The sequence below is a fragment of the Granulosicoccus sp. 3-233 genome (assembly GCF_052681095.1).
The window spans coordinates 30,282-54,473 of sequence record NZ_JBQYLE010000012.1 but is presented as its reverse complement, the minus strand read 5'-3'; the positions used below and the strand labels follow the sequence as shown (position 1 = coordinate 54,473).

Sequence of the window (24,192 nt, the reverse complement as noted above, 5' to 3'; positions counted from 1 at the left end):
ATTCCTAGTCTTCCATCACGCCCTTGCGTCCCATGAGGCCCCTGGGACGAACCAGCAGGACGACAACGGCAACAAGGTAGATGATGATCTGATCGATCCCCGGAATGATGCTCTTGACTTCATTCATCGAGGCAAAGGACTGCAGGATGCCGAGAAGGAACCCTGCCAGTACGGCCCCACCCAGCGAGCCCATACCACCGACCACCACCACCACGAAAGACAACACCAGAAAATCCATGCCCATGTGATAGTCCGGTGGCAATATCGGGGTATACATGACTCCGGCAAGTCCAGCCACCACCGACGCCAGACCGAACACGATCGTGAAACGCCGCTGTATATCGATACCCAGCAGCCCCACCATTTCACGATCCTGCATGCCAGCGCGGACCACCATGCCAAAGGTCGTGAATTGCAGAAAGGCAAAGACCCCGGCAATGACAATGAGTGAGAACAGCAGATAGATCAGTCGCCACCAGGGGTAGACCACATTGTCTCCCAGTCCGAGGAAAGCACCGATATTGGCACTGCCCGCCACTATTGCAGGCGCGGCTTGCGGAATCGGATTGGCACCGAAGTAGTGTCTGATGATTTCCTGAAAGATGATGGCCAGTCCGAAGGTCACCAGAATCTGATCGGCGTGAGGTCGCTTGTAGAAATGGCGTATCAGACCGCGTTCCATGAGCAGGCCCAGTGCCAGCATGACAGGAATGGCAGCGATAATGGCCAGCGGCACCGAGTAGTCGACAATGATGCCCCCCACCACCGGAAACTTCGCTTCCAGAATCGGCACTTCCTTGTAGGCCTCGAACAGGGTGATGCTCTCGTCACGCACCTGTGTCGAAATCGTCAGCAGCTTGCGCAAGGTGACCGCGCAAAAGGCACCGATCATGAATATGGCGCCGTGCGCGAAATTGACGACACCCAATGTGCCGAATACCAGCGTCAGACCCAGAGCGATCAGCGCATAGGCGCCGCCCTTGTCCAGACCGTTGAGTAATTGAAGAATGAGTGCGTCCAAATGCTTGCCCCGTGCAATTCAAGACCATTTCGAAGAAGAACCCTCTACCGGCATGCCCGCATCCGTTGCGGCATCGTGACTCGAGGGTCAGGGTATGTACTGACAGTGGTGCCCTGGCTGCCCGACACGGCAGCGGCAGTTGCGCCGATGAGAAGTACCACCGTCACTGTCGACCGGATTCCTGCCAAAGTGAGAGCGACTGCTGGCAGCCGCCCTCTCCCGCCCGAGCGCACTATCGATCACAGACCGACAGGGCAACCCCGGCATCCAGAATCCGTGATCGCTCAGGCGCCGTTGTTGCAGCTACCCAGATCACCACCGGCAAACATCGGATGATCCACCGGATACTCGACCTGTGCACGAGGGGTGACCTCTACCACTTCCAGCAGGTCGAACTGCGAAGACGGATTCTCCTTCCCCTTCACCACCAGCACATCCTTGAAGCACTGGTGGTCACCAGCCCGGTATTCGGTAGGACCATTGCCCAGGCCGTCGAACTTGTGGCCTTCCAGTGCTTCAACCACTACGCATGGCTCGAAGGTACCCGCTCGCTCACAGGCATCCGCGTACAGCAGCGTCTGTACATAGCAGGTGTGTGCCGCCTGAGAAGGTGGGAAACCGTACTCCTGACCAAAGGATTTGACGAAGGCCTGACTGCCCGCATCCGTCAGCGACCAGTGCCAGTTGGTGGAACCGAAGATGCCCTTGACGTTTTCACCGGCACCCTGTGCCATGAGACGCGAATACAGAGGCACGACGATCTCGAAATTCTTGCCATTGACCTGCTTGTCCTTCAGACCGAACTGGATCGCCTGCGTCAGGGAGTTGATCATGTCCTTGCCATAATGATTCAGGATCAGCGTGTCTGCGCCTGAATTGAGAACCGGCGTGATGTACTGACTGAAATCACCGGCCCCGACAGGTGTCTTGACCTTCTCCACCGTCGTCCAGCCGATGGCCTCGGTAGAGGCGATGATGGATTCTTCCTGAGTCCAGCCCCAGGTGTAGTCCGCAGTCAGATGATAGGTACGACGATCATTGCCATAGTTCTTCTCCAGCACCGGCCCGAGCGCCGCTCCGGACATGTAGGCATTGAAGAAGTGGCGGAACCCATTGGCCTTCTTGTCCTTGCCGGTGGTGTCGTTGGAGTGGGTCAGTCCGGCCATGAAGATGATGCCGGCATCCTGGCACAGCCCCTGAACCGCCACGGCCACCCCCGAGGAAGAACCTCCGGTTACCATGACAACACCGTCCTTCTCGATCATGCGCTTGGCGGAAGCACGTGCCGCATCCGACTTGGTCTGGGTATCGCCCGTCACATACTCCACTTTCTTGCCCAGAATGCCGTTGCCCTTGAGCTCGCTCGGCTGCATGGTGTTCATCATGCCGCCATCGCCTTCGCCATTCAGATGCTTGACCGCCAGCTTGTAGGCACGCAACTCATCAGCACCTTCATCGGCATAAGCGCCAGACTGAGGAACATTGAAGCCGAGCGTCACGACTCCGCTGTCACCGGGATTGTTCAGGAAGTCGGCGCCATAGGCATGGCGCGAGAAAAACAGGGGAGCCCCGGTGATCGCGGCGGTTGCGGCACTGGCCTTCAACACATCACGACGGGACCAGGCATTGGTGATGATTTTCTTGCTCATTGAACTCTCTCCTCGTGGCACTTGAATGGCAGAAGGCAAGCTGATTCGAAAAGAATCTCGTGCGACAGCAAGCCTCGAGAGTGGTGTCAGGAGGTAGCGTCCGCACAGCCTGTCAATTGCCGTGAATCAAAACCTGTCCAGCGCCCATAAGCACAAGTGATGTGAATAGGCGACAAAAGACTGAGTCAATTATAGGGAAACTGACCGTTTGGAAAGGAGCTTCGTTATTATTTGGAAAAACAATTGTTTAAATAAATTCAAGAACCAATCGACAGTCTGCGATCTGCACTCTTGCCGAGGTTTGTTACGAAAGGTAACGCTATTTCGGCAACTGGCATCTGAGATACCTGTCCTCGCACGGCAAACGGCATTCTTGCGCGTCATTTCACCGAAAATGGCCGACAGGAGACGCTTTGCAACGCCCGTTTTGTGAGACGGCAGGTTATTTGCCGTGGTCGCGGAGTTACTCGACAGCGAGCGTTCTGTCGAACAGCCAACTGTCCAGTACCGAGTGCACATCTCCCACACCCTGCTTCTTCAATGCCGAGAAATCCTGCAAGGTGGCTTCCACCCCCGACTCGGACAATTGATCCTGAACCGACATCAGGGCCTGATTCACCTGATTGCGGGACAGCTTGTCAGCCTTGGTCAACAGGATGTGCAACTCGGCCTGACCCTGCTGCTGCAGTTCGATCAGCTGCCAGTCGCTATCTGTCAACGGATGGCGAATATCCATGACCAGAACCAGACCGCGCAGACTGGGTCGCGAAATCAGGTATCGGGTCATGGCCGACTGCCATTGCTTCTGCTTGTCCCGGGAGACCTGAGCGTACCCATAACCTGGCAGATCCACCAGAAATCGCTGTTCATCGAGCGAGAAATGATTGATCAGTTGCGTTCTTCCCGGTGTCTTGCTGGTTCTCGCCAATTTGCGGTTGCGGGTGATCGTGTTGATGGCACTGCTCTTGCCAGCATTCGAACGTCCCGCGAACGCAACCTCCGCCTCTGACTCGGGGCAGTAATACGGATCGCTGGCACTGGAGTGGAATTGTGCCGAAAAATACACCGAGTTCATGTGTGGGGTTCTATCCAGTTGATAATGACCGAAGGGGGACCGTTGCGTTGCCCGCCAGTCTGCTAAAATTCGTCGATCCCATGCGGTTTCGGCTGCCTACAGTCTAACCATTCGAACAAATTCAAGTCATCGTCGGAGTTTTCATGAAAATTTGGGCCCTTGCAGCCACTCTTGCCTTTGCCTGGTTAGCCAATCCTGCCGCAGCCGCGGGCGATCCAGCTGCCGGTCAGGCAAAGGCTGCCGTCTGTGCAGCCTGCCACGGTGCCGATGGCAAAGCCATCCAGCCTTCCTACCCGAACCTGGCGGGTCAGCATGCAGCCTACATCGCCAAGCAATTGACGGACTACCGTGATGGCAACCGCGTCAATGCCCTGATGTCAGGTCAGGCTGCCAACCTTACCGACGAAGACATTCAGGATCTGGCCGCCTACTACGCCGCCATGCCCAAGCACGAAAACATCGCCGCCGAAGAAAACCTGACGCTGGGAGAGGACATCTATCGTGGTGGCATTACCTCCGCCGGCATTGCTGCCTGCGGGGCCTGTCACGGACCGGCCGGTGAAGGCAACCCCTATGCGGCCTGGCCCGTGATCTCCGGGCAGGACGCCCAGTACACCAGTGACCAGCTGAAATATTTCCGCTCGGAAGAACGTGCCAACGACCCCAACGCCATGATGCGTGGCGTCGCCAAGCGCATGACCGATGCCGAAATCGATGCCGTGTCCAATTACATCGCCGGACTGCACGCCACAGCCGAATAAGCGCTGCGAAGCAAGGCGCGCGGACGGAGCGGGCGCTGCGTACCGTGCGCGTCGTTTCCACGGTTCAGTCTGTTCACAATCGGCCCGCTAGCGGGCCGATTTCAGTTCTGTCTGCCGCCACTGGCAATCTGTGTTATTCGCACTGAACGAAAACGCTGCGGACAGGTCAACACCTAGATTCTGTATCTCACGAGGAACCGAACATGCATTTCACGCGACGCGGATTTCTGTCTGCCACTTTGCAAACCACCATCGCAACAACGCTGGGTGCAGGCCTGGTGGGCGTTGCCGGCAATGCCATGGCAGCCGGTGGCTACGAACTGATCAATCCGCCACAGAACACCTCTACACCTGACAAGGTGGAAGTCATCGAATACTTCTGGCTGGGCTGCCCACATTGCTATGCCTTCGAACCCAGTATTTCTGCCTGGGAACAGAACATGCCGGAGAACGTGGCCTTCATACGTGAAGCTCCACCGCTCAACCCCTCCTGGGAACAGCATTCTCGCGCATTCTATGCCGCCCAGCTGCTCGGTCACGAGCATGAATTCGTGCCAGCCATGTTCAAGGCGATCCATGAGAACCGTCAACGCATGCGCAAGCCCGAAGACATCGCCGATCTGGCTGCGGCTCTGGGCATGGACAAGGACAAGTTCCTGAAGACCATGGACTCGTTCGGTGTGCAGACCAAGATGAACCGCTCCATGCAACTTGCCAAGGGCGCAGGCCTCACCGGTGTGCCTTCTGTGGTGATCAACGGCAAGTACCGTACTGGTGCCGGTCTGGCAGGTGGCAACGAGGCCATCATCACCGTGATCAACGAAACGATCGCAATGGAAAAGAAGGCGATGGGCATCGAGTAACACTCGACAAGGAATCAGCCCTGTCAACAAGGGGCTGATCACCACCCGGACCAACTCAAAGGCCGCTGATCGACAGCGGCCTTTTTCATGCCCGAGTCGGACTGCTCGTACCCCCACAGGGAATGAAGCGCTCTACCGTCAGAAGCCGGTAGCACCACCGCCATCAACCAGCAGCACCTGACCAGTGACATAGGCCGCCGCAGGTGAGGAGAGAAAGGCGCAGGCCCAGCCGATGTCCTCGGGTTTGCCCAGGGCGTTCATGGGTATGCGACTCATGATCTTCTGCTGGCGAGGGATGTCACCGGCTGTTGCCTTGCGATACAGATCCGTATCGATCCAGCCGGGTGCCACACCATTGATGCGCACGCCCCGGCCGGCAAACTCTGCAGACAGACCCCGGATCACGCCATTGATGGCTGTTTTCGACACCGTGTAACCCAGCACATTGGGCTGACCGATGTAGGCCGTCATGGATGAGATGAAGGTCACCGATCCGCCACCGTTGGCCATCTGCCGACGAATGATGTGTCGACTCAGCTCCAGCGCACCGCGTACATGCACATCGAAAACCGAATCGAAGTCGGCCATATCGCTCTCCTCGAACGGCTTCTTCAGCGTGTTACCGGCATTGTTCACCAGAATATCGATGTTGCTGTAGCGATCCTCCAGTCCTTGTGCGAAGGCCGGTATGGACGCCAGGTCCGTGATGTCCAGTACTTCGGCATGACAGTTGTCGCCGATCGTTTTACAGGCCTGCTCCAGTACATCGGCACGCCGCCCGGCGACGATGACTCGGGCACCACTGGCTGCCAGACAACCTGCAATGGCAAGCCCGATTCCCGATCCACCCCCGGTAACCAGCGCCGTCTTGCCCGCCAGTCCATAGACCTGCTGCAAGGTGTTCATTTCCGTATTCTCATTCATGGGTCAGATCGATCATCACTTTGAAGGTTGTATTGCGCACGCCTTCCCAGTAATCGAACGCCTGATCGGCCTGCGCCCAGGGGAAGACTCGGGAAATCAGCGTATCCGCCGTCGTGCCATGCTCTTCCAGATAACTCACCACATCGTTGAAGTCCTGACGGGTGGCATTGCGAGAGCCGAAAATATCCAGCTCCTTCAGATTGAAATACTTGGTGTCATAGCTCACCTCGGCCTTGGCATAACCCACATAGACCACACGTCCGGCGAAGCAGACCATGTCAATGGCGCCCCGAAAGGTCTCGGGCAATCCGACAGCTTCGATCACCACGTCGGCGCCATCACCCCGAGTCAGTGCATTGACGGCTTCTTCTGCGTTTTCACTCAGCGGATTGATGACCTGCTCCACGCCGAGTCCCAGCAGGGTATCGCGCTTGCTGTCGCTGACTTCCACTGCCAGTACTCGCGCACCTCGCTGCAGGGCACCGATCATCGCTCCTACGCCGATCATGCCGGCCCCCAATACAACCACGGTGTCACCCGCTGCCACTCCGGCACGCTCGACTGCATGAAAGCCGACGGACAAGGGTTCGACCAGCGCCAGCCGATGCGCCGGCAAGGTATCGTTGAGTATCAATCGATCATGCCGGACCACGAGCCGTTCCGACATGCCGCCATGTTGCTGAACGCCAAGCGTCTTGTTGTAGCGACAGGCATTGCGGCGCCCCTTGCGACAGGAGGAACACTGACCGCATTCGGTATAGGGTACGACGATCACCTGCCTGCCGATGGCAAACTCCTCCGGTACATCACTGGCTGTTGCGAGAATCGTGGCACCGATCTCATGCCCCGGTATTCTCGGCAGTTCTGCCAGAGGATTGGCGCCACGGTAGGTATTGAGATCACTGCCGCACAGGCCGACATGATTCACCTGCAGCAGTACCTCTCCAGCCCCTGGACTGACCTCCTCCACGGCTTGTATTCGTGATTGACCAACCTCGGTTATGACCAGTGCTTCCATTGTCTGTCTGCGTATCTCGTGTCGTGTGAAAATCGAGCCCCGGCGTTCGCGATGGACGCAGAGCCCTTGGGAGGACATGAAGCCGGCTGCAAGGTGCGAGACTGGTCGACAAGCTCGGCACCTGTCAGCTACTCGTCGCTGCCCACAACCACACACCAGTGTCCGGCCTGCGCGATTCAATCATCTCCGCACACCTGCACACTTGCACACTTGCACACTTGCACACTTGCACACTTGCACACTTGCACACTTGCACACTTGCACACTTGCACATGGTGAGACATACTCGAATGTCCTTTATACATAAGAAACCATTTTCTCGCTCTCCCGTCAAACGATTTTTACCGATAAAGAACATTTTTCTCTCAGAGGCCAGGCCAATGAAGCGCAACAATCGCTACAAGGACGTTCACAACCAGTGCCTTGACCTGATCAGGCTGCTGCCCAGCGGTGCCGAGTTGCCAACCGAGAGCAGCCTCTCGGCTTCACTGCAAGCCAGTCGGACGACCATTCGAGCCGTGCTTTCCCATCTGGTGGAGATCGAACTGCTTGACTGGCAGGGACGCAAGAAGACCATTCTTCGAAAGCCACTGAAACGGGACTATTTCGTCTCGGAAGAAACGCGCTCGACGCACCAGATCGTGGAGCATGCCTTCATGGAGAACATTCTCGGCGGCCATCTCGATGTCGGTGCCTTGCTCAACGAATCCGAACTCGCGCGCCAATTCGACGTCAGCACATCGGCCGTCAGGGAGTTTCTGATTCGCTTTTCACGCTTCGGCCTGATTGAAAAGGCGCCCAACCGTGGCTGGATTCTCAAGGGATTCACACGACAGTTTGCTCTGGAACTCAGTGACGTGCGGGAGATGTTCGAACAACGTTCAGTTCGCCTGTTCGTTCACCTGCCCCCCGACAACGAGATCTGGCTGGAGCTGACCCGATTGCAGCAGCAACATGTCGATCTGCAGACTCGCATCAAACAAGACTACCTGCAGTTTTCCAAGCTCGACAATCGCTTCCATCGTCTGCTCAACAGCGCATCGGAAAATCGCTTCATCGACGACTTTCATGACCTGATCACCATCATCTTTCACTATCATTACCGCTGGAACAAGAAGGACGAACTGGAGCGCAACACGGCCGCCGTCGCTCAGCACCTCGACATCATCGAGGCCTTGATCGATCGCGATGAATGCCGTGCAGTTACCGCCTGCCAGGTGCATCTGGCACAGGCCCGAGAAACACTACTGCGCTCGATCGACTGGGATGGATAACGTTGTACAGATACAGCACATGAAATCTTCCCGTGTCATCACATTGGCAGACGGCCACCCTGCAGACATGTGGCAGCGAAAAGCCATCTTGCGGCTTCACCTTCGTGAACGCCCACTCTGCAGACACATGGCAACGAGAAGATATCCTGCGGCTTGACCTTCACGACCCGTCACACTGCAGTCACGCGGCAACAGGAAATCATCTGCGATTTCATCTTCGACACCGGTCACTCTGCAGGAACACGGCTACGTGAACGAACTGTACTAACATGCTGCTCGTTCGCAGCCGAGAATTTGTCATATGATGCAGTGGTCCGGTTTTCAGGGCACTGACAAGGGAACAGTGCCAATCCGTTGACCGGAGAAGGACTTCACGGCAATTGCCGTGGTGGAGTTCTCTCAATCCCGGAGTCAGCCATGACGACGAAGGAATCCCGCAGGATGCAGACGCCATTCGACTATCTGAGCAACTGGTCAGATGGCATGCATTGCTGGCAAGCCATACAACAACTGCAATCCGAACCCACGGTCAGCGCCGCTTCAGCCCGCAGCCTCGGCCTGAATCGCGCCGCCAGACTGATTGCCCATGCGCGCGAGCACTCACCGCTGTACGCAGAGTTGTACGCATCCATACCACCGGGCGCGCCTCTGTCGGACTACCCACCCGTTCGCAGAAGCACACTGATGACGCACTTCGATCGGTGGAGCTGTGACCGTCGCATCAACAGTCAAACGGTGAATCGTTTTCTGTCCTCCTCCGACACCATCGGCGAACGATTCCTGGGGGACTATCTGGCATGGACCAGTAGCGGCACCAGCGGCGAACCCGGCATCTATGTCCAGGACCGGCAGGCACTGTCGATCTACCAGTCCCTGCTGGCGGTCAGGTACCAGCAGAACAACCAAAAACCGAATTTGCAGAATCCATGGCAACTGGCCTTCGACACCAGCCGCATGGCCATGATTGCAGCCCTGGAAGGACATTTTGCCGGCGTGGTCTACTGGCAATGGTCCGCCGGCATCAACCCATGGCTGCGCAGCCGAACTCGAACATTCTCCATTCTGCAACCCCTACCCCAGTTGGTCGAACAACTCAATAGCTGGCAACCCCGGTTCCTGTCCAGCTACCCGAGCATGCTGAGCGTGCTGGCCAACGAGCAGGCAAGCGGCCGTCTGACACTCTCACCGAACAGCCTGTGGTGCGGTGGCGAGCATCTGGACCCGTGCCAGCGCCGCCAGATCGAAGCGGCCTTCGGTTGCTCGCTGATCGAGGATTACGGTGCCTCGGAAGCCATGAACATGGCTTTCGGCTGCAGCCACGGACGATTGCACATCAATACCGACTGGTTCATTCTGGAACCGGTGGACGAGCACATGCAGGCTGTCCCTGCTGGCCGGAAATCGGCAACCACACTGGTCACCAATCTGGCAAATCGTGTACAACCCCTGATCCGTTATGACATCGGAGACAGCATCACCCTGCACACTGACGCCTGTGATTGCGGCAATCCACTCCCCACCCTCAGCGTGGAGGGTCGCAATGATGACACCTTGTGGTTACCGGCAGACAAGAACAGACAGATTCCTGTTCTGCCACTGGCACTCAACACCATCATCGAGGAACATGCCGGTGAATTCGGGTTTCAGATTCAACAGTGTGAGCCACGAACGCTGTCCATTCGAACCCGGGGTGACTGCCCGGCATCCCGTTGCGCAGCGTTCAACAGAATCCGCAAACCATTATCGCGATATCTGTCATCACTGGGCACCTTGCCGATAACCCTGCATCACGACACCCGTCTGCCGGAGCGCGATGCCTGCAGCGGCAAACTCAATCAGGTAAGCAGCCTGTCGAAGCTCCAGGCTGCGGAAACCGAATCCGGATAAAACATCAAGCCCGACACGACCAATCGACATCCTGTGCTGACAGGCCGGTCAGCAGCTTACGGGGGCCCGGGGTGAGACACCATGGATCAGTCCTGCAGGGACAGTGCGAGGACGCAACCGGAGCGCAGAGCCCTGCCGTCACACTCAAGGCTCGAGCGCATCATCCAGATCGGCAATGGGAAATGCCTTGACGAAAGGCAGCAATTGTTCGGCATTCAGATCGGATGAACTGATATTGAGCATGCCACCACTCTTGAGTTGCACCATGAACTGGGCATCGCCTCCTGCCTCACTCATGTCGAGCACGGTACGCTTCTGCACGCGAATCTTCTTGCCGCTACCAGCTCCCATCCCCATGCCAAGCTGCGCCAGTGCGGCCAGTCCACCGCCGGCCATGCCGGTAGTCAGCGAAACCGTGACATCCTCGCCCTCCTTCGTGTACTGACGTTCGATGATCGTCATGCCCATGGCGCTCTGATTGTCGATCTCACCGCCGGCAAAGCCTTCGACGGCATCGGGGAAAACCGTCAATGTAGCCTGCTGACGAAGCTGCTGCAGACTCTCGACACACCATTTGGCTTCATCCAGAGCCCCCACCAGATCATCCTCGGCAATCAGTCGCGCCGCTTCGTTACAGGCGGTAGCGGCTTCTTCGGCGGACTGTGCCATGACCTGCGTACCGCTCATCATGATGGTCGCTGCCGCGCTGATGACGATTGCCGTTGCTCTCATACGGGTTCTCCTGACTTGTTGGCGTTCAGCTCGATACTGACCGGTTCATGCTCTATACAGTAGCCCTTGTTCATCGTGGCAACATTGATGTAGGCCAGATTATCCGCATCCACGCGGCCGCGTGCCTCGTGAATATGGCCGAACAGATGCACCAGCGGGGAGATTTCCCGAATGCGCTCCAACAGCGAAGGACAACCGGTATGTTCGAGCTCGAGATCTTCTCGCTGCACCTGATCAAGAATACCGTGTGGAGGCCCATGCGTAATGAGCACGTCAGTATCCTTTGGTATCAGATCCCAGTGAGCCTCGATCGGTGGCCCTGGATCGCGCATGAACGACCAGTCGAGAAAACGCGGCGTGATGGGAGACCCCCAGAAATTGAGGCCCCCGATACGACAACCGGAATCGCTCAGTAGGTGCACACCATTGTCTCGCGCGAAGCGCAGCGCCGTCTCCGGGTCGGATTCCATGAAGGTATCGTGATTGCCAGCCACACACAGCTTGTGCGCAAAGTCCTGTCCACCAAACCACTGCATGAACGCCAGTGTCTCGGCTCGAGTGCCATGCCCCGTCAGATCGCCGGCATGAATCAGGACATCACCCGCCGGTAGAACGACCTGTTCATGGTCACCATGAGTATCACTGATACAGACAAGCTTCACGTAGCCAAAACCCTATCGTTCGCCGATGACCATTTCCATTCTAAGCAAAATACCGTAGGACTTCTCGTAATCGGCCGTTGCGGGCCAGGAAATCGAGGGCCAGACCTCATAGAAGAACCATGGACGCCAGACATTGTGACGCCATCTCAAGCGAAATTCATGCCCCCGGAAACGATCTTCGAGCCCGTTGTTGAGCGCTGTGTGATATCCCGCTATCAATTCGAAGGCCAGTGCCTTCTCTTCGCTGAGCTGACTGTATACGCCAAAGGTCTGGCCGATGACCGCCCCCTTGCGCCCCTTGCGCCAGTTGATCTCGGAGTGTGATCGAATGAACAGATTCTCCTGATAGAACAGCTTGCGCTGGAAGGAGGTCGTCAGTCGATTCTCGAAACCGGATTTGGAATAGTGCCAGTAACTGTTGGATGCACTGAAATTCCATTTCCTCGCCAGCATCTTTCGATAACCCAGCACCAGACGACCAAAATACTGGATATCCCCTTCGCGCTGCCGCACACCGATATCCACATCGGCATTGCCATTGTCACGTGCCGAGCGAATGAAACGGATCGCCGCGGAGGCATTCGAATCACTGTTGACTACCGATCCTTGCAGTCGATCAACGCTGCTGCCCACCACATCGGTGTCGTCATCCTCGGTACTGAACAGCAGTTTGAAGCGTTTTTCGGTATTGGGAAGCGAGACCCTGACTTTCAGGGAAGGCTTGACCTCGAAGTCCTCACCCGCTGGCTGATTAGCATCCAGACGGATGCGGGCCCAGCTGTCGTTGTTCAGCCGGCCCTCATTGGTCGTTGCATCGCTGAAGAACCCGTCCACCTGGTTCATGAAGCCGCTGAACCGCTGGGTGGCCTTGCGCTGCGCCTCGTCCACATAGACGGTCGCCTTGTCGACGATACCCGGGGACTCCTCTTCCGCCTCCTCGCTGCTCTGCTGCGCATGGAGCGAGCCGGAAAACAGGCTCAGTGTCAGGCACGCCAGTAGCGTGACAACAGGATTACGCATCAAGAGCCGACATCAGCCGTTGCATTTCGTCATCCGTTCCCATGGAAATCCTCAACCATTGGTTCAGTCGCGGTTTGTCCCAATAGCGTACCAGTACACCGGCGTCATCGAGCTTTCTGAAAATTCTGCCGGCCTCGTCTCCGGGAGCCCTGGCAAACAGGAAATTGGCGGCCGACGGCAATACCTCAAAGCCTCTGTTCTGCAAGTCTGTTACCGCTTGCCGACGCGTGCGCAGTATCTGCTCGATGGTCTGCCGATAATAGGCTTCATCACCCAGCGAGGCGATACCTGCTGCCTGCGCCACGGCGTCCACCGGATAGGAATTGAAGGAATTCTTGACTCTCTGCAAGCCCTCGATCAGTGTCGGATGACCAAACGCAACTCCCAGTCTCATGCCTGCCAGAGAACGCCCCTTCGAATAGGTCTGACTCACCAGCAGGTTCGGAAAACGCTTGACCAGGCTGACGACACTGGTGGCACCGAAGTCGGCATAGGCCTCGTCGACCAGCAATACCTGTTCGGTGTGCCGGACCAGCAGCCCGGCAATGGACGACTCGTCGACGGCACGGGCTGTCGGTGCATTCGGGTTGGGGAACACAATGCCACCGGCGTTGGGTTCGAAACGCTCGACCGGCAGGACATAGTCATCGCTCAGTGGCACTGTCCTCGCCTGAATGCCATAGAGGTCGCAATAGACCGGATAGAAGCTGTAACTGATATCGGGAAACTGCAACACCTTGTGATTGGTGAAATACGCAAGGAAGGCCAGGGCCAGTATTTCATCCGAGCCATTGCCCACGAACACCTGACTGATGTCCAGACCATGATATTCGGCCAGCGCCGTTCGCAATGCCACGCTTTCAGGGTCAGGATAACGCCGCAGCTGATCTCCGTTGACAGCCGCAATGGCCTCCATCACCTTCGGTGACGGCGGATACGGATTTTCATTGGTATTGAGCTTGACGATACCAGCGCCGCTGCGCTGCACGCCGGGCACATAGGGCGTCAGACGGCTTACCGTCTCGGTCCAGTAATTGGTCATTCAATCAGGGCTACAGGTTAGGGTTCCAACAGAATCAGCGGCCAATCATTCATCAAGCAATTCGCCAAGTCGTCGGCTGGCAGCTTGCAACTGAGGCAGATAGGCGGATAGTGCGGAAAACGGCATTCGCATGCAAGGGGCATGAAACGACAGGGTGGCATAGAGTCTGCCGTTGAGGTCGAGTACCGGCACGGCCATGGCGACCACACCTTCGATGAACTCCTCATTATCCAGAGAATAGCCACGCTGGGCAATGGCCGCCAGCTCATCCCGCAGCGCACTGAAACTCAATAGCGTGTTGGGGGTGTAGGCCTTCAGACGGACGTTTGCCAGAATACGCTCGCGCTGCACTTCGGGCAGTGTGCTCAGATACATCTTGCCGCTGGCCGTGCTGCACACCGGCACCCGGCTGCCGATCTGCAGACTGACTCTTACCGGCCAGTGTGTCTCGGCGCGGTCGTAGTAGATCATCTCCACACCATCGGGCACGGCAATGTTGCAGGTCTCGCCGATTTCCACCGACAGATCCGTGATAATGGCGCGGCGCTGTGCCTGCAGGGGAGATGCGGAAAGGATACCCAGAGCCAACTGATTGAGACGATGGCCTGCCTGCACCCCTCGCCCGTTGAGACGGGTTTTCAGGTAGCCATGTTCCTCCAGCGTGGCGCACAGGCGATGCACACTGGCCTTCGGAATATCCAGCTGCTGAGCTATCTCTGTCGGGTTGAGTGGGCGATCGGCATCGGCGATGGCCTTGAGGATGTCCATCACACGCGTGACAGTCGAACCCTTTGGCTGTCGTTGATCAAGCTCGTTGTCGTGAGTCATTTTGCAGGATTCGGCCGAATCTGGCTCCCGGAGGAAAACAGCAGACAATACCACCGGCGCCGATCATCCGGTAGACAGTTCACCATCAGTCTCATTGCGCGATTCGCATGTCACTCTTCTGTCTCAGCAAGTACTATCTGCACAAGCACGCCCATGACGGTTCACGCAATCTACCAGACAGTCTGCGACCATTGTCATTTCTGCCTGGCGTGACCATAGTCATCATCGCCGCTTACCGGCATTCCATTCAAGCAGTACAGGGTATCTATCATGAATACACTCCAGGACAAACTGAAGCGCAAGGATCTGTTGTGCGAAGCCGGTTATCTGGCGGGCCAGCTCGTTGCAGACTCTGCCAGCGGCAAGCGATTCGACGTCAGCAATCCGGCCACGGGTGAACACCTGGCCAGCCTGCCCGACTTCAATCGCGTGGAGGCGGCTCAGGCCATCGATCTGGCCTACGCGGCACAGAAATCCTGGGCGGCCAGAACCGGCAAGGAGCGTGGCAAGGTATTGCGACGCTGGAACGAACTGATGATCGAACATGCGGATGACCTGGCCGCCATCCTCACCGCCGAGATGGGCAAACCCTTTGCCGAGGCCCGTGGCGAGATCCTCTACGGTGCAAGCTTTGTCGAGTGGTTCGCCGAAGAAGCCAAACGCATCTATGGCGAGACCATTCCCGGCCATGAAGCCGACAAGCGCATCGTGGTGCTGAAGCAGCCGATCGGTGTCGTTGCCTCGATCACTCCCTGGAATTTTCCGAACGCCATGATTGCCCGCAAGATGGCCCCGGCACTGGCGGTTGGCTGCGCCTTCGTTGCCAAACCGGCAGCTCAGACTCCCCTGTCGGCACTGGCTCTGGGCGTGCTGGCCAACGAGGCGGGCCTGCCCAATGGTCTGCTGAGCATCCTGCCTTCCAGTTCATCGTCGGAGATGGGCAAGGAATTCTGTGAAAACCACAAGGTTCGCAAACTGACCTTCACCGGCTCCACCGAAGTCGGACGCATTCTGATGAAGCAGGCCGCCGATCAGATCATGCGCACCTCCATGGAACTCGGTGGCAATGCCCCCTTCATCGTTTTTGATGATGCCGATATCGACGCTGCGGTTGAAGGCGCCATGATCTCCAAGTATCGCAACAACGGCCAGACCTGCGTGTGTGCCAATCGACTGTATGTGCAGGCCGGTGTCTATGATGAATTTGCCGAGAAACTGGCCGCCGCAGCCAGCAAGATCAAGGTTGGCGATGGTTTCGAGGAAGGGGTGTCGGCCGGTCCCCTGATTGACGAGAACGCGCTGGCGAAGGTGGAAGAACATGTGGCCGATGCCGTCGACAAGGGAGCGAAGGTCATCACCGGTGGCAAACGCCACAGCCTTGGCAAGACCTTCTTCGAACCCACGGTACTGACTGGCGTCACCAAGGCAATGAAGGTATCGAGCGAAGAGACCTTTGGTCCGGTAGCTCCCCTGTTCAGGTTCGAATCCGTGGAAGATGTCATCGAACAGGCCAACGACACCATCTTCGGCCTGGCGTCCTACTTCTATGCCAACGACCTGAGCCGCGTCTGGAAGGTGGCCGAGGCACTTGAATACGGCATGGTAGGTGTCAACACCGGATTGATTTCCACCGAGGTTGCGCCGTTTGGCGGCGTCAAGCAATCCGGGCAGGGTCGCGAAGGCTCGCATCACGGCGTAGACGATTACCTGGAAATCAAATACCTCTGCCTGGGCGGCATTGCCTGACCCTTGGACGCACTCTGGATACTGCTCGGTTTTGCCGGGCTGATAGTCGGCGGTGAATGGCTGGTACGAGGTGCCGTGTCCATCGCCCGACGGTTCGATGTCTCGCCGATGGTCATCGGTCTGACGCTGGTCGGCTTCGGCACCTCGATGCCGGAGCTGGTGACCAGTCTGCAGGCTGCCATGGTCGGTTCACCCGGCATTGCCATCGGCAATGTGGTGGGCAGCAATATTGCCAACATCCTGCTGATTCTGGGCGCTGCCGCGCTCATGGCTCCCATCATGGTGTCACCGCAGGCGTTTCGACGGGACGGCAGCATGCTGGCGCTGGCCACCTTGCTGTGTCTGGCCCTGGTGCTGAGCGGGACCATCGGTCGTCTCAGCGGGGCACTGCTGTTGGCCTGCCTGCTGATCTACCTGGTGGCAACGCTGGTGATCGAGCGGCGTCGAAGTACCGCGGCCGGTGCCGTCTATCAGGCCGAAGCCGACACTCTCGAGAGCGAACCTGACACGCTGGCTCGTGCATCGACGCTGTTGCTGCTTGGCCTCGTGGCCACCATCGTCGGCGCCCGTTTTCTGGTCTCAGGAGCGGTTGCCATTGCCACTGATCTGGGCGTATCGGAAGCTGTCATCGGCCTGACCATCGTGGCAATCGGCACCTCCATGCCGGAACTGGTCACCTCGGTCATCGCTGCTCGCAAGGGCCAGAGCGATGTCGCCTTCGGCAATGTGGTCGGCAGCAACCTGTTCAATATTCTGGGAATCCTGGGCGTCACAGCCCTGTTCACCCCGCTGAGCGTGCCATCGATCATCGTCTCGCAGGATATCTGGGTCATGTTGGCGGCCACCGTTCTGCTGCTGTGGATGGCCGTGACCGGTTGGCGAATCACACGCCGCGAAGGGGGACTGCTGCTCGGCGGCTATCTGGCCTACCTGAGTTTCCTGCTGTTGACCGCCATCTGACACCATTTCCCGGCGATCACGGCCGTCGTCGTGTCTCGCCGGGAAGGGCTCGTCATGCCCGCGCGGGTACGAATCCTACCACTTGAACTGCAATATATAGCATTTATCTGTCTTGAACAGTCAGATTCGGCTGTCTTTTTCTGTTGTTTTGCGATGTTTTGATGTGTTAATTTCCATTCATCGCAGCAGAAGACGGCACAAACATGTTCTTGTCCAAACCACTCAAAACGCTTCTGATCGGATCAGCCCTGATCCTCTCGGGTCTGTCCAGCAGCCATGCGGACAACCCTTTCATCGTGGTGCAGTCCACCACATCCACGCAGAATTCCGGTTTGCTGGATGCCATCCTGCCGCAGTTCACAGAGGCCAAAGGCATTGATGTGCGGGTCGTGGCCGTTGGTACCGGCCAGGCCATCAAGAATGCCAGCAATGGCGATGGCGACGTATTGCTGGTCCACGCCAAGGCTGCCGAAGAGCAATTCGTGGCCGACGGCCAGGGAGTCGAACGCTTTGATGTCATGTACAACGACTTCGTTCTGGTCGGTCCGGCAGAGGACCCTGCAGGCATACAGGGCGGGTCCGATATCGCTGCTGCACTGGCATCCATCGCCGAGACCCGCTCCACGTTCGCCTCTCGCGGCGATGACTCCGGCACCCACAAGGCAGAGCTGCGTCTGTGGGAAATGGCCAATGTCGATGCGCAGGCCGCCTCCGGTGACTGGTACCGGGAAACCGGCTCCGGCATGGGCGCCACTCTCAACGCCGGTACCGGCATGAGTGCCTATGTACTGACCGACCGCGCCACCTGGATTGCCTTTGGCAACAAGGGCGACTATCAGGTCGTCGTGGAAGGCGATGAACGCCTGTTCAACCAGTACGGCGTGATCCTCGTCAATCCGGAAAGACACGCCAACGTCAAGGCCGAAGCAGGCCAGACCTTCATCAACTGGCTGACAGGCTCTGAAGGCCAGCAAGCCATCGCGGCGTTCAAGATCGACGGTCAGCAACTGTTCTTCCCCAACGCTGTGCAACCCTGAATCGGGTTGCCGCGGAGAACGCTCACTCGGTAAGCAGTGCTGCAAGAATGATGAGCGGGGACGATCCCCGCACTGGCGCAAGTGTTGCAGCAAGGAGAACCCCTTGCCGCCACACAAGATCATGTCCAGCAGAGTCAGATCCAGGGCCCTGGCGCCGAGACAGGTGCGTGCCCATTGGAAATTCGCACCGTCAACTGCTTGTCAGTCAACGGGCTCGGACTGCACGGGTCTGTGCGCACCGCAGTCGAAAACCGTTGCATACCGGTGCTTCTCATGAAGCCTTGTCACCAATGTCTGGTCATTGCACTGTTGCTGTTCGGCAGCAGCGAGTCCTTTTCCCGACAACTGATCGATGCCGAGCAATTCGACCTGGCTGACTACCGCGGCAGGGTCGTCTATCTGGATTTCTGGGCCTCCTGGTGCACGCCTTGTCGCGCCTCCTTTCCCTTCATGGCCGAGATGGCAGAGTCCCAGGGCGATGCGCTGGCCATCGTGGCCGTCAATGTCGATGAACAACGCACCGACGCCGAGGCCTTTCTGAATGGCTACCAGGTCCCCTTCGATGTGGTCTTCGATCCGACCGGTCTGCTTGCGAGTCGGCATCAGGTACCCGGCATGCCGACCTCCTACCTGTTCGATCGCGATGGCACATTGATCGGCAGCCATGTCGGTTTTCGCATGAAGGACAGGGAATCCATTCGCCGATGGGTCACCGATGCTATCGCCAACTGACACGGATCATTGATCAGCACAATCTCGTCCTGAAGCTTGCTGAACCGGTGAGACCGGTGAGACCGGTGGCGCGACTCTGCCGCTCTGCCGCTCTGCCGCTCTGCCGCTCTGCCGCTCTGCCGCTCAGCGTGCGTTGAAGTGCACCCGCCCCAGATTGGAGATGTCGTATCCGCCCAGCCTTGCCGCCTTGTCCCGGAACGCATCGCTTTCCATGAAACGCAGCAGCGCCTGAAACGGTGGTTCGAACCAGGCCTGACGCCAGACCAGAAGGTCGAAGCGTTCTTCGAGTTGCGGAAGAAAACCCAGTCGCAGCCGTGATGCGACCGATTGCAGCCCGAAGGCCACGTCGACATGACCATCAAACACCTGCATGCCCAGCTCATCTTCGGTGCGTGCACAGTCGTCGAAACGCGACACGGCATCATCGGCCACCCCTGCCTCGGCCAGCAGCTGCTCGAACAGTTGCTGACTGGCGGCACTGCTCTGCCGCCGGGCGACCCGGTGACCCGCAAGCGAGGCCATGTCACTCAGCTGCAAGGGATTGTCACCTGCCACGATCAGACCTCGTACCCGTTGCGCAAACTCCACCAGCACCACATTCCGATGTTCGAATCGTGATTTGACGGTAGCGACATTCCAGCCGTCTTCCTCGTGAATATGAGTGGCACAGGCGACGCCTTCCAGAGCAGCCATGCGTTGCAGTCCATCGGCGCTGCCATCCAGAAAGGCCGCCAGACCGCTGCCCGACTCTCGCAGCGCCCAGTCGAGCAGAGGATCGTGACTGCCCAGTACCGTCGGTGGAAGACTCACCTCGGCCGCGGTTTGAGGCCCGGAACGTGAAGCGTCGATCCATTGCATGATCTCGGCGCGAGGAAACAGCAGTTTTCCCACCACCCGCACACAGGGTACATCGCCATGGGTTGCCATGTCGTACACCTTGCGTTCCTTGATACGCAGCAGCTCGGCCAGTTCCCGAGTTGTCAGATACGGTTCATCGATTGCATTCATGGGACGAAGCTTAACCGGCTGGGCGCTCAATAGGAACTGTGGCACTGTTTGTCCTAGAATCCATCATCCCCTGACGAAGCTGAAGTCGATGTCTGCATTTGATCGTGTACTGGATGCCGCACGCCGCACGACGCGCCGCGTGGTCCTTCCCGAAGCCGGTGACAGTCGTATTCTGAGCGCGGCCGTGCAGACTCGTCAGAAGCGCCTTGCCGATCCGGTTCTGCTGGGACAGGCCTCACAGCTGCAGGCAGCGGCCGAGCAGCTGGGTCTGTCACTGGAGGGCATCGAGATCGTGGATCCGTCGACCTTCACTCGGCGCGAGCATTATGTTGCTGCACTGGTCGCCAAGCGGGCGGACCGTGGCATGACCGCGGACAAGGCATCCCATGCGCTGCAAGACCCGGTGACATTTGCCTGCCTGATGGTCAACGAAGGGGATGCCGACGCCTGTGTGGCTGGCGCCATCACCTCCACCGCAAAGGTCGTACGCAACGCCGTGCGCCATGTGGGCCCACGCGATGCTGAATCCCTGGTGTCGAGCTGCTTCATCATGTTGCTCAGGCCCGAACACCCGGTCAGGGATGTCATGCTCATTGGCGACTGCGCGCTGGTGATCGATCCCGATGCACAGCAACTGGCCGATATTGCCGTATCCACAGGGGAGACGGCCAGACAGCTCACCGGCATCACCCCGGAAGTGGCCATGTTGTCGTTTTCCACCAGCGGCAGCGCCCGGCATGCGGCTGTCAGCAAGGTCAGTCAGGCGACCACACTGGCTCGGGAGAAGCGCCCTGACTGGCGTATCGTGGGCGAGGTTCAGCTCGATGCTGCCGTCATGCCCGACATCCTGGCTCGCAAGGCACCGGAGCAGGCCACTGATGCCCCCTGCAATGTGCTGATCTTTCCGTCGCTGGACGCTGGCAACATCGGTTACAAGTTGATCGAACGCTTTGGTGGCGCCCAGGCCATCGGTCCGATTCTGCAGGGATTGTCAAAGCCTGTGAACGATCTGAGTCGTGGCTGCAGTATCGACGATGTCGTCAATATAATCGCGGTCAGCGCCGCGCAGGTGCGCAGCAGCCACTGAAGTCAGCGCCATGTCAGCCGATAAAAGCCATGAATTCAGTCAGCCAGAATGATGAGAGGCTTATCCCGCCCGCATGTCCGATCCTGCAGTCACGTCACGTCTGGAGCGACTGAGCCCAGACTTCATCGCACGCAGTACCTGGCCGCAACTGTTTGCTGCACAGACTGAAGCTCGCTTCTACCAACATCCGGACTGGTTGCTGGCCGCAGCAACGCATCTGCTGGAAAAGCCGGTGGAATGCGCCTGCGTCTACCACGATGAGAAGCTGGTGCTGCTGCTCCCCTGGCAGGCGCGCCTGCACCGACATCGCTTCCAGGCCCCGATGCATGACCACCTGACGCTCGGTGACGTGCTCGTGTCGCCCTCGCTGAGCAATGCAGACGTACAGGAAGCCGTGCGCCACGCGCTGGCACTGGCTGGCGATGCACAATGGGATTGGCACATCGGCAATGTGCCGCAGCGCTCCGCGCTGGTCCGTTGTACCGATGGCAATCCACAGTGGCAACAGCGCATGGCGCGACAATCGGCCTGGTTCGACCTGACTGCCGAACAGTCGCCCGGCAGTGGCAAACTGCGCCGCAATCTGAAACGACTGCGCGTCAAACTGCAGGAGCAGGGGCAGATTCGCACACAGTGGCTGACCGGCAGCGATGAGTTGCAAGCGGCCCTGCAGCACTTTCTGACTCTGGAAGCCTCCGGCTGGAAGGGTGAACGGGGCATAGCGACCGCCATTGCCACATCTGCCTCGCTGCAAGGCTTCTACGAACAGCTGTTGAATCCGCAATATGCCGGCCTGCAACCGCTCATCGCCCTGTTGTGGCTGGACGAGCAGTGCATTGCCGCGCAGTACGCCTTGCAGACCGACAGCTGCCTGAGCTTGCTGAAAATCGCCTATGACGAGCGTTTCAGCCAATTCTCACCCGGCTCTCTACTGCTTCAGGACACGGCCGAACATGCCATGCAGCAGCAGTTGACGACCTTGAGCCTGGTCACCGCTCCGCCCTGGGCCGAACGCTGGCACCCGCAAAGCGAACCGGTCTGGCATCTCACGCATTACGCAGACAATCCCGGTGGACACGCGTTACGTACGCTGGAACGCATCAAACAGACAGCCAGGACCCGGCTCCGTTCGGCGGCCTAGGGAAGCACCATGATCATTCTCGGACTCAATACCTGGTTCCATGACACCAGCGCCTGCATCGTACGCGACGGCGAACTGGTGGTCGCCCTGGAAGAGGAGCGCTTCTCGCGCGACAAGCACACCCGTGCCTTTCCCGAACTGGCCATCCGGCAATGCCTGGATTACGCCGGTATCGACTACGCCGACATCGACCACATTGCGGTATCCATCAAGCCGACCCACCAGTGGCTGACCAAGACCCTTTATGCGCTGAAGGCCCCGCACAAGAGCCTGCCCTTCATCAAGCACGAGCTCGTCGCTGGTATCTTCAAGCAAAGGCGCTTCAAATCCTGGCTGCGCAGCCACTGGCCCGCTGGCTCGCAACCGACAGTCCATCAGGTGCAGCATCATCTATCCCATGCTGCCGGCAGCTTCTACGTCTGCCCTCATGAGCATGCCGCCATCATGGCGCTCGATGGTTCCGGTGAGTGGGCTTGCGCCTGGCTGGGAGAGGGCCGCGGCAATGACGTCAACTGTTTCAACGAAAGCTTCTTTCCGAACTCCCTGGGATCGGTTTACGAGGCCGTTACCGAATTCTGCGGCTTCAAGCCCAACTATGACGAAGGCAAGACCATGGGGCTGGCGCCACTGGGCGATGCCTCGCGTTTCATCGAACAGGCTCGCAAGACGGTATCGGTAGATGAACAGGGACGACTGCACGTCAATCTCGACTACTTCAGTTACCAGTACTGGGGCTATCGCCGATGCTCGGATCTGTTTCACCAGTGCTTCGGCAAGCCCCGGCCCTTGAATGGCGACTTCGAACCACATCACCAGGATGTGGCCGCCGCGTTCCAGCAAGTGCTGGAGGAATGCGCTCTGTCCATGGCAGCCGTTCTCAGACAACGCACTCAGGCCCCCTACCTGGTCATTGCCGGCGGTGTGGCGCTGAACAGTGTCATGAACGGACGCCTGCTGCGCGAGGCCGGCTTCGAGGATGTCTACATCATGCCGGCTGCCGGCGATAACGGTACCTCCATCGGCGCGGCCTATACCGTGCTGAATCAGGTGCTGGGGGAACCTCGTTCGGCAGTACACGACAACCCCTATATCGGCAATGCCTACGACGATGACGAGATCGAAGCCCTGCTCCGACAGTGCAAGCTGCCCTACCAGCGGTCGCAGGATATCGCAGCCGACACCGCCGATCTGCTGGAACAGGGCAATATCCTTGGCTGGTTTCAGGGGCGCATGGAAATCGGACCGCGTGCCCTGGGCGCGCGCAGCATCCTTGCCAACCCGGCGTATCCGGACATGAAGGCCAAGATCAACAGCGAGGTGAAGTTCCGGGAAGCCTATCGCCCGTTTGCACCATCGGCGACCGTTGAAGCTGCCAGTGAGTTCTTCGACCTGTCAGTGGAAGCCCCGTTCATGCTCAAGGTCTGCCAGGTGCGTGAAGACAAGCAGGCCTTGTTGCCGGCCATTACCCACGTGGATGGCAGTGCACGCCTGCAGACCGTTCGCAAGGAAACCAATCCGCTGTACCATGAGCTGATCAGCCAACTGGGTCAGCGAACCGGCGTGCCGGTCGTGCTCAACACCAGCTTCAACATTCAGGGAGAGCCTGTCGTGGAATCCCCACGCGATGCCATTCGCTGTTTCTACTCCACCGGTCTGGACTATCTGGCCATCGGCTCCTTCATCGTGTCCAAGGGCGACGGGCCCGGTACCCAGCATCACTCCTGA

22 protein-coding genes are annotated in these 24,192 nt (G+C 58.3%); 11 read left to right on the top strand and 11 right to left on the bottom strand.

Annotated features, from left to right (window positions below):
- Positions 1 to 4 precede the first annotated feature (4 nt).
- The 3 genes from ACUNV4_RS24870 to yihA form a co-directional block, all read right to left on the bottom strand.
- The gene (locus ACUNV4_RS24870; RefSeq protein WP_430881351.1) at positions 5 to 1,021 is read right to left on the bottom strand and encodes a branched-chain amino acid ABC transporter permease; all 1,017 of its coding nucleotides are present in this window, start codon (positions 1,019 to 1,021) and stop codon (positions 5 to 7) included.
- Between the two features lie 284 nt (positions 1,022 to 1,305).
- A complete protein-coding gene (locus ACUNV4_RS24865) occupies positions 1,306 to 2,670 on the bottom strand; it encodes a substrate-binding protein (RefSeq protein WP_430881350.1) in 1,365 nt (454 codons plus the stop codon).
- 463 nt (positions 2,671 to 3,133) lie between these two features.
- Complete coding sequence (yihA, locus tag ACUNV4_RS24860) at positions 3,134 to 3,745, bottom strand: ribosome biogenesis GTP-binding protein YihA/YsxC (protein ID WP_430881349.1); 612 nt, start codon at positions 3,743 to 3,745, stop codon at positions 3,134 to 3,136.
- Positions 3,746 to 3,888: 143 nt separating this feature from the next.
- Here yihA and ACUNV4_RS24855 point away from each other — a divergent pair, with 143 nt between their 5' ends.
- Together ACUNV4_RS24855 and ACUNV4_RS24850 are read left to right on the top strand one after the other, a co-directional pair.
- Positions 3,889 to 4,506, top strand: a complete 618-nt coding sequence (locus ACUNV4_RS24855) for a c-type cytochrome (protein WP_430881348.1) — start codon at positions 3,889 to 3,891, stop codon at positions 4,504 to 4,506.
- A 203-nt stretch (positions 4,507 to 4,709) separates the two neighbouring features.
- Positions 4,710 to 5,369, top strand: coding sequence for a thiol:disulfide interchange protein DsbA/DsbL (locus tag ACUNV4_RS24850; RefSeq protein ID WP_430881347.1), 660 nt, complete (start codon positions 4,710 to 4,712; stop codon positions 5,367 to 5,369).
- A gap of 138 nt (positions 5,370 to 5,507) precedes the next feature.
- On the opposite strand, the gene ACUNV4_RS24845 is transcribed toward ACUNV4_RS24850, so the two are convergent.
- Entirely contained in the window at positions 5,508 to 6,293 is a 786-nt protein-coding gene (locus tag ACUNV4_RS24845; protein WP_430881346.1) for an SDR family NAD(P)-dependent oxidoreductase, read from the bottom strand.
- Positions 6,286 to 7,311: a zinc-binding alcohol dehydrogenase family protein gene (locus ACUNV4_RS24840; RefSeq protein WP_430881345.1), complete on the bottom strand. Its 1,026-nt coding sequence runs from the start codon at positions 7,309 to 7,311 to the stop codon at positions 6,286 to 6,288. Before ACUNV4_RS24840 ends, ACUNV4_RS24845 begins: the two co-directional genes overlap by 8 nt.
- Before the next feature lie 380 nt (positions 7,312 to 7,691).
- On the opposite strand from ACUNV4_RS24840, the gene ACUNV4_RS24835 reads away from it, so the two are divergent.
- Together ACUNV4_RS24835 and ACUNV4_RS24830 are read left to right on the top strand one after the other, a co-directional pair.
- The gene (locus tag ACUNV4_RS24835) at positions 7,692 to 8,585 is read left to right on the top strand and encodes a GntR family transcriptional regulator (RefSeq protein WP_430881344.1); all 894 of its coding nucleotides are present in this window, start codon (positions 7,692 to 7,694) and stop codon (positions 8,583 to 8,585) included.
- A 417-nt stretch (positions 8,586 to 9,002) separates the two neighbouring features.
- A complete protein-coding gene (locus ACUNV4_RS24830; protein WP_430881343.1) occupies positions 9,003 to 10,472 on the top strand; it encodes a phenylacetate--CoA ligase family protein in 1,470 nt (489 codons plus the stop codon).
- Positions 10,473 to 10,616: 144 nt separating this feature from the next.
- Here the strand turns inward: ACUNV4_RS24830 and ACUNV4_RS24825 are convergent, their stop codons facing one another.
- Genes ACUNV4_RS24825 through ACUNV4_RS24805 form a run of 5 tightly spaced genes read right to left on the bottom strand, consistent with a single transcriptional unit; the run spans position 10,617 to position 14,756 of the window.
- Complete coding sequence (locus tag ACUNV4_RS24825; RefSeq protein ID WP_430881342.1) at positions 10,617 to 11,204, bottom strand: hypothetical protein; 588 nt, start codon at positions 11,202 to 11,204, stop codon at positions 10,617 to 10,619.
- On the bottom strand, positions 11,201 to 11,866 hold the full coding sequence (locus ACUNV4_RS24820) for a metallophosphatase domain-containing protein (RefSeq protein ID WP_430881341.1): 666 nt from the start codon (positions 11,864 to 11,866) through the stop codon (positions 11,201 to 11,203). Before ACUNV4_RS24820 ends, ACUNV4_RS24825 begins: the two co-directional genes overlap by 4 nt.
- 12 nt (positions 11,867 to 11,878) lie before the next feature.
- Positions 11,879 to 12,886, bottom strand: coding sequence for a hypothetical protein (locus ACUNV4_RS24815; protein ID WP_430881340.1), 1,008 nt, complete (start codon positions 12,884 to 12,886; stop codon positions 11,879 to 11,881).
- Complete coding sequence (locus ACUNV4_RS24810; RefSeq protein ID WP_430881339.1) at positions 12,879 to 13,928, bottom strand: pyridoxal phosphate-dependent aminotransferase; 1,050 nt, start codon at positions 13,926 to 13,928, stop codon at positions 12,879 to 12,881. Before ACUNV4_RS24810 ends, ACUNV4_RS24815 begins: the two co-directional genes overlap by 8 nt.
- A 45-nt stretch (positions 13,929 to 13,973) precedes the next feature.
- Positions 13,974 to 14,756, bottom strand: a complete 783-nt coding sequence (locus ACUNV4_RS24805) for an IclR family transcriptional regulator (protein ID WP_430881338.1) — start codon at positions 14,754 to 14,756, stop codon at positions 13,974 to 13,976.
- 270 nt (positions 14,757 to 15,026) lie between these two features.
- On the opposite strand from ACUNV4_RS24805, the gene ACUNV4_RS24800 reads away from it, so the two are divergent.
- The 4 genes from ACUNV4_RS24800 to ACUNV4_RS24785 all read left to right on the top strand — a co-directional run bounded on the left by ACUNV4_RS24800 (position 15,027) and on the right by ACUNV4_RS24785 (position 19,231).
- Positions 15,027 to 16,502 carry an NAD-dependent succinate-semialdehyde dehydrogenase gene (locus ACUNV4_RS24800; protein WP_430881337.1) on the top strand — a complete coding sequence of 492 codons (1,476 nt, stop codon included), beginning with the start codon at positions 15,027 to 15,029 and terminating at the stop codon, positions 16,500 to 16,502.
- A 3-nt stretch (positions 16,503 to 16,505) separates the two neighbouring features.
- Positions 16,506 to 17,462, top strand: coding sequence for a calcium/sodium antiporter (locus ACUNV4_RS24795; RefSeq protein WP_430881336.1), 957 nt, complete (start codon positions 16,506 to 16,508; stop codon positions 17,460 to 17,462).
- Positions 17,463 to 17,671: 209 nt separating this feature from the next.
- The gene (locus ACUNV4_RS24790) at positions 17,672 to 18,499 is read left to right on the top strand and encodes a substrate-binding domain-containing protein (RefSeq protein WP_430881335.1); all 828 of its coding nucleotides are present in this window, start codon (positions 17,672 to 17,674) and stop codon (positions 18,497 to 18,499) included.
- A gap of 273 nt (positions 18,500 to 18,772) precedes the next feature.
- Entirely contained in the window at positions 18,773 to 19,231 is a 459-nt protein-coding gene (locus ACUNV4_RS24785; protein ID WP_430881334.1) for a TlpA family protein disulfide reductase, read from the top strand.
- A gap of 123 nt (positions 19,232 to 19,354) precedes the next feature.
- Here the strand turns inward: ACUNV4_RS24785 and ACUNV4_RS24780 are convergent, their stop codons facing one another.
- A complete protein-coding gene (locus ACUNV4_RS24780; RefSeq protein ID WP_430881333.1) occupies positions 19,355 to 20,239 on the bottom strand; it encodes a substrate-binding domain-containing protein in 885 nt (294 codons plus the stop codon).
- A gap of 88 nt (positions 20,240 to 20,327) precedes the next feature.
- Here ACUNV4_RS24780 and pta point away from each other — a divergent pair, with 88 nt between their 5' ends.
- The 3 genes from pta to ACUNV4_RS24765 all read left to right on the top strand — a co-directional run bounded on the left by pta (position 20,328) and on the right by ACUNV4_RS24765 (position 24,192).
- Positions 20,328 to 21,326, top strand: coding sequence for a phosphate acetyltransferase (gene pta / locus ACUNV4_RS24775; protein WP_430881332.1), 999 nt, complete (start codon positions 20,328 to 20,330; stop codon positions 21,324 to 21,326).
- Positions 21,327 to 21,399: 73 nt separating this feature from the next.
- Positions 21,400 to 22,467: a GNAT family N-acetyltransferase gene (locus tag ACUNV4_RS24770; RefSeq protein WP_430881331.1), complete on the top strand. Its 1,068-nt coding sequence runs from the start codon at positions 21,400 to 21,402 to the stop codon at positions 22,465 to 22,467.
- A 9-nt stretch (positions 22,468 to 22,476) separates the two neighbouring features.
- A complete protein-coding gene (locus ACUNV4_RS24765; RefSeq protein ID WP_430881330.1) occupies positions 22,477 to 24,192 on the top strand; it encodes a carbamoyltransferase family protein in 1,716 nt (571 codons plus the stop codon).

Coding starts and splice junctions, on each gene's coding strand:
- ACUNV4_RS24825 (WP_430881342.1), bottom strand. CDS start 11,204: ATGAGAGCAACGGCAATCGTCATCAGCGCGGCAGCGACCATCATGATG.
- ACUNV4_RS24850 (WP_430881347.1), top strand. CDS start 4,710: ATGCATTTCACGCGACGCGGATTTCTGTCTGCCACTTTGCAAACCACC.
- ACUNV4_RS24770 (WP_430881331.1), top strand. CDS start 21,400: ATGTCCGATCCTGCAGTCACGTCACGTCTGGAGCGACTGAGCCCAGAC.
- ACUNV4_RS24845 (WP_430881346.1), bottom strand. CDS start 6,293: ATGAATGAGAATACGGAAATGAACACCTTGCAGCAGGTCTATGGACTG.
- yihA (WP_430881349.1), bottom strand. CDS start 3,745: ATGAACTCGGTGTATTTTTCGGCACAATTCCACTCCAGTGCCAGCGAT.
- ACUNV4_RS24855 (WP_430881348.1), top strand. CDS start 3,889: ATGAAAATTTGGGCCCTTGCAGCCACTCTTGCCTTTGCCTGGTTAGCC.
- pta (WP_430881332.1), top strand. CDS start 20,328: ATGTCTGCATTTGATCGTGTACTGGATGCCGCACGCCGCACGACGCGC.
- ACUNV4_RS24810 (WP_430881339.1), bottom strand. CDS start 13,928: ATGACCAATTACTGGACCGAGACGGTAAGCCGTCTGACGCCCTATGTG.
- ACUNV4_RS24765 (WP_430881330.1), top strand. CDS start 22,477: ATGATCATTCTCGGACTCAATACCTGGTTCCATGACACCAGCGCCTGC.
- ACUNV4_RS24840 (WP_430881345.1), bottom strand. CDS start 7,311: ATGGAAGCACTGGTCATAACCGAGGTTGGTCAATCACGAATACAAGCC.
- ACUNV4_RS24785 (WP_430881334.1), top strand. CDS start 18,773: ATGAAGCCTTGTCACCAATGTCTGGTCATTGCACTGTTGCTGTTCGGC.
- ACUNV4_RS24830 (WP_430881343.1), top strand. CDS start 9,003: ATGACGACGAAGGAATCCCGCAGGATGCAGACGCCATTCGACTATCTG.
- ACUNV4_RS24815 (WP_430881340.1), bottom strand. CDS start 12,886: ATGCGTAATCCTGTTGTCACGCTACTGGCGTGCCTGACACTGAGCCTG.
- ACUNV4_RS24835 (WP_430881344.1), top strand. CDS start 7,692: ATGAAGCGCAACAATCGCTACAAGGACGTTCACAACCAGTGCCTTGAC.
- ACUNV4_RS24780 (WP_430881333.1), bottom strand. CDS start 20,239: ATGAATGCAATCGATGAACCGTATCTGACAACTCGGGAACTGGCCGAG.
- ACUNV4_RS24800 (WP_430881337.1), top strand. CDS start 15,027: ATGAATACACTCCAGGACAAACTGAAGCGCAAGGATCTGTTGTGCGAA.
- ACUNV4_RS24865 (WP_430881350.1), bottom strand. CDS start 2,670: ATGAGCAAGAAAATCATCACCAATGCCTGGTCCCGTCGTGATGTGTTG.
- ACUNV4_RS24805 (WP_430881338.1), bottom strand. CDS start 14,756: ATGACTCACGACAACGAGCTTGATCAACGACAGCCAAAGGGTTCGACT.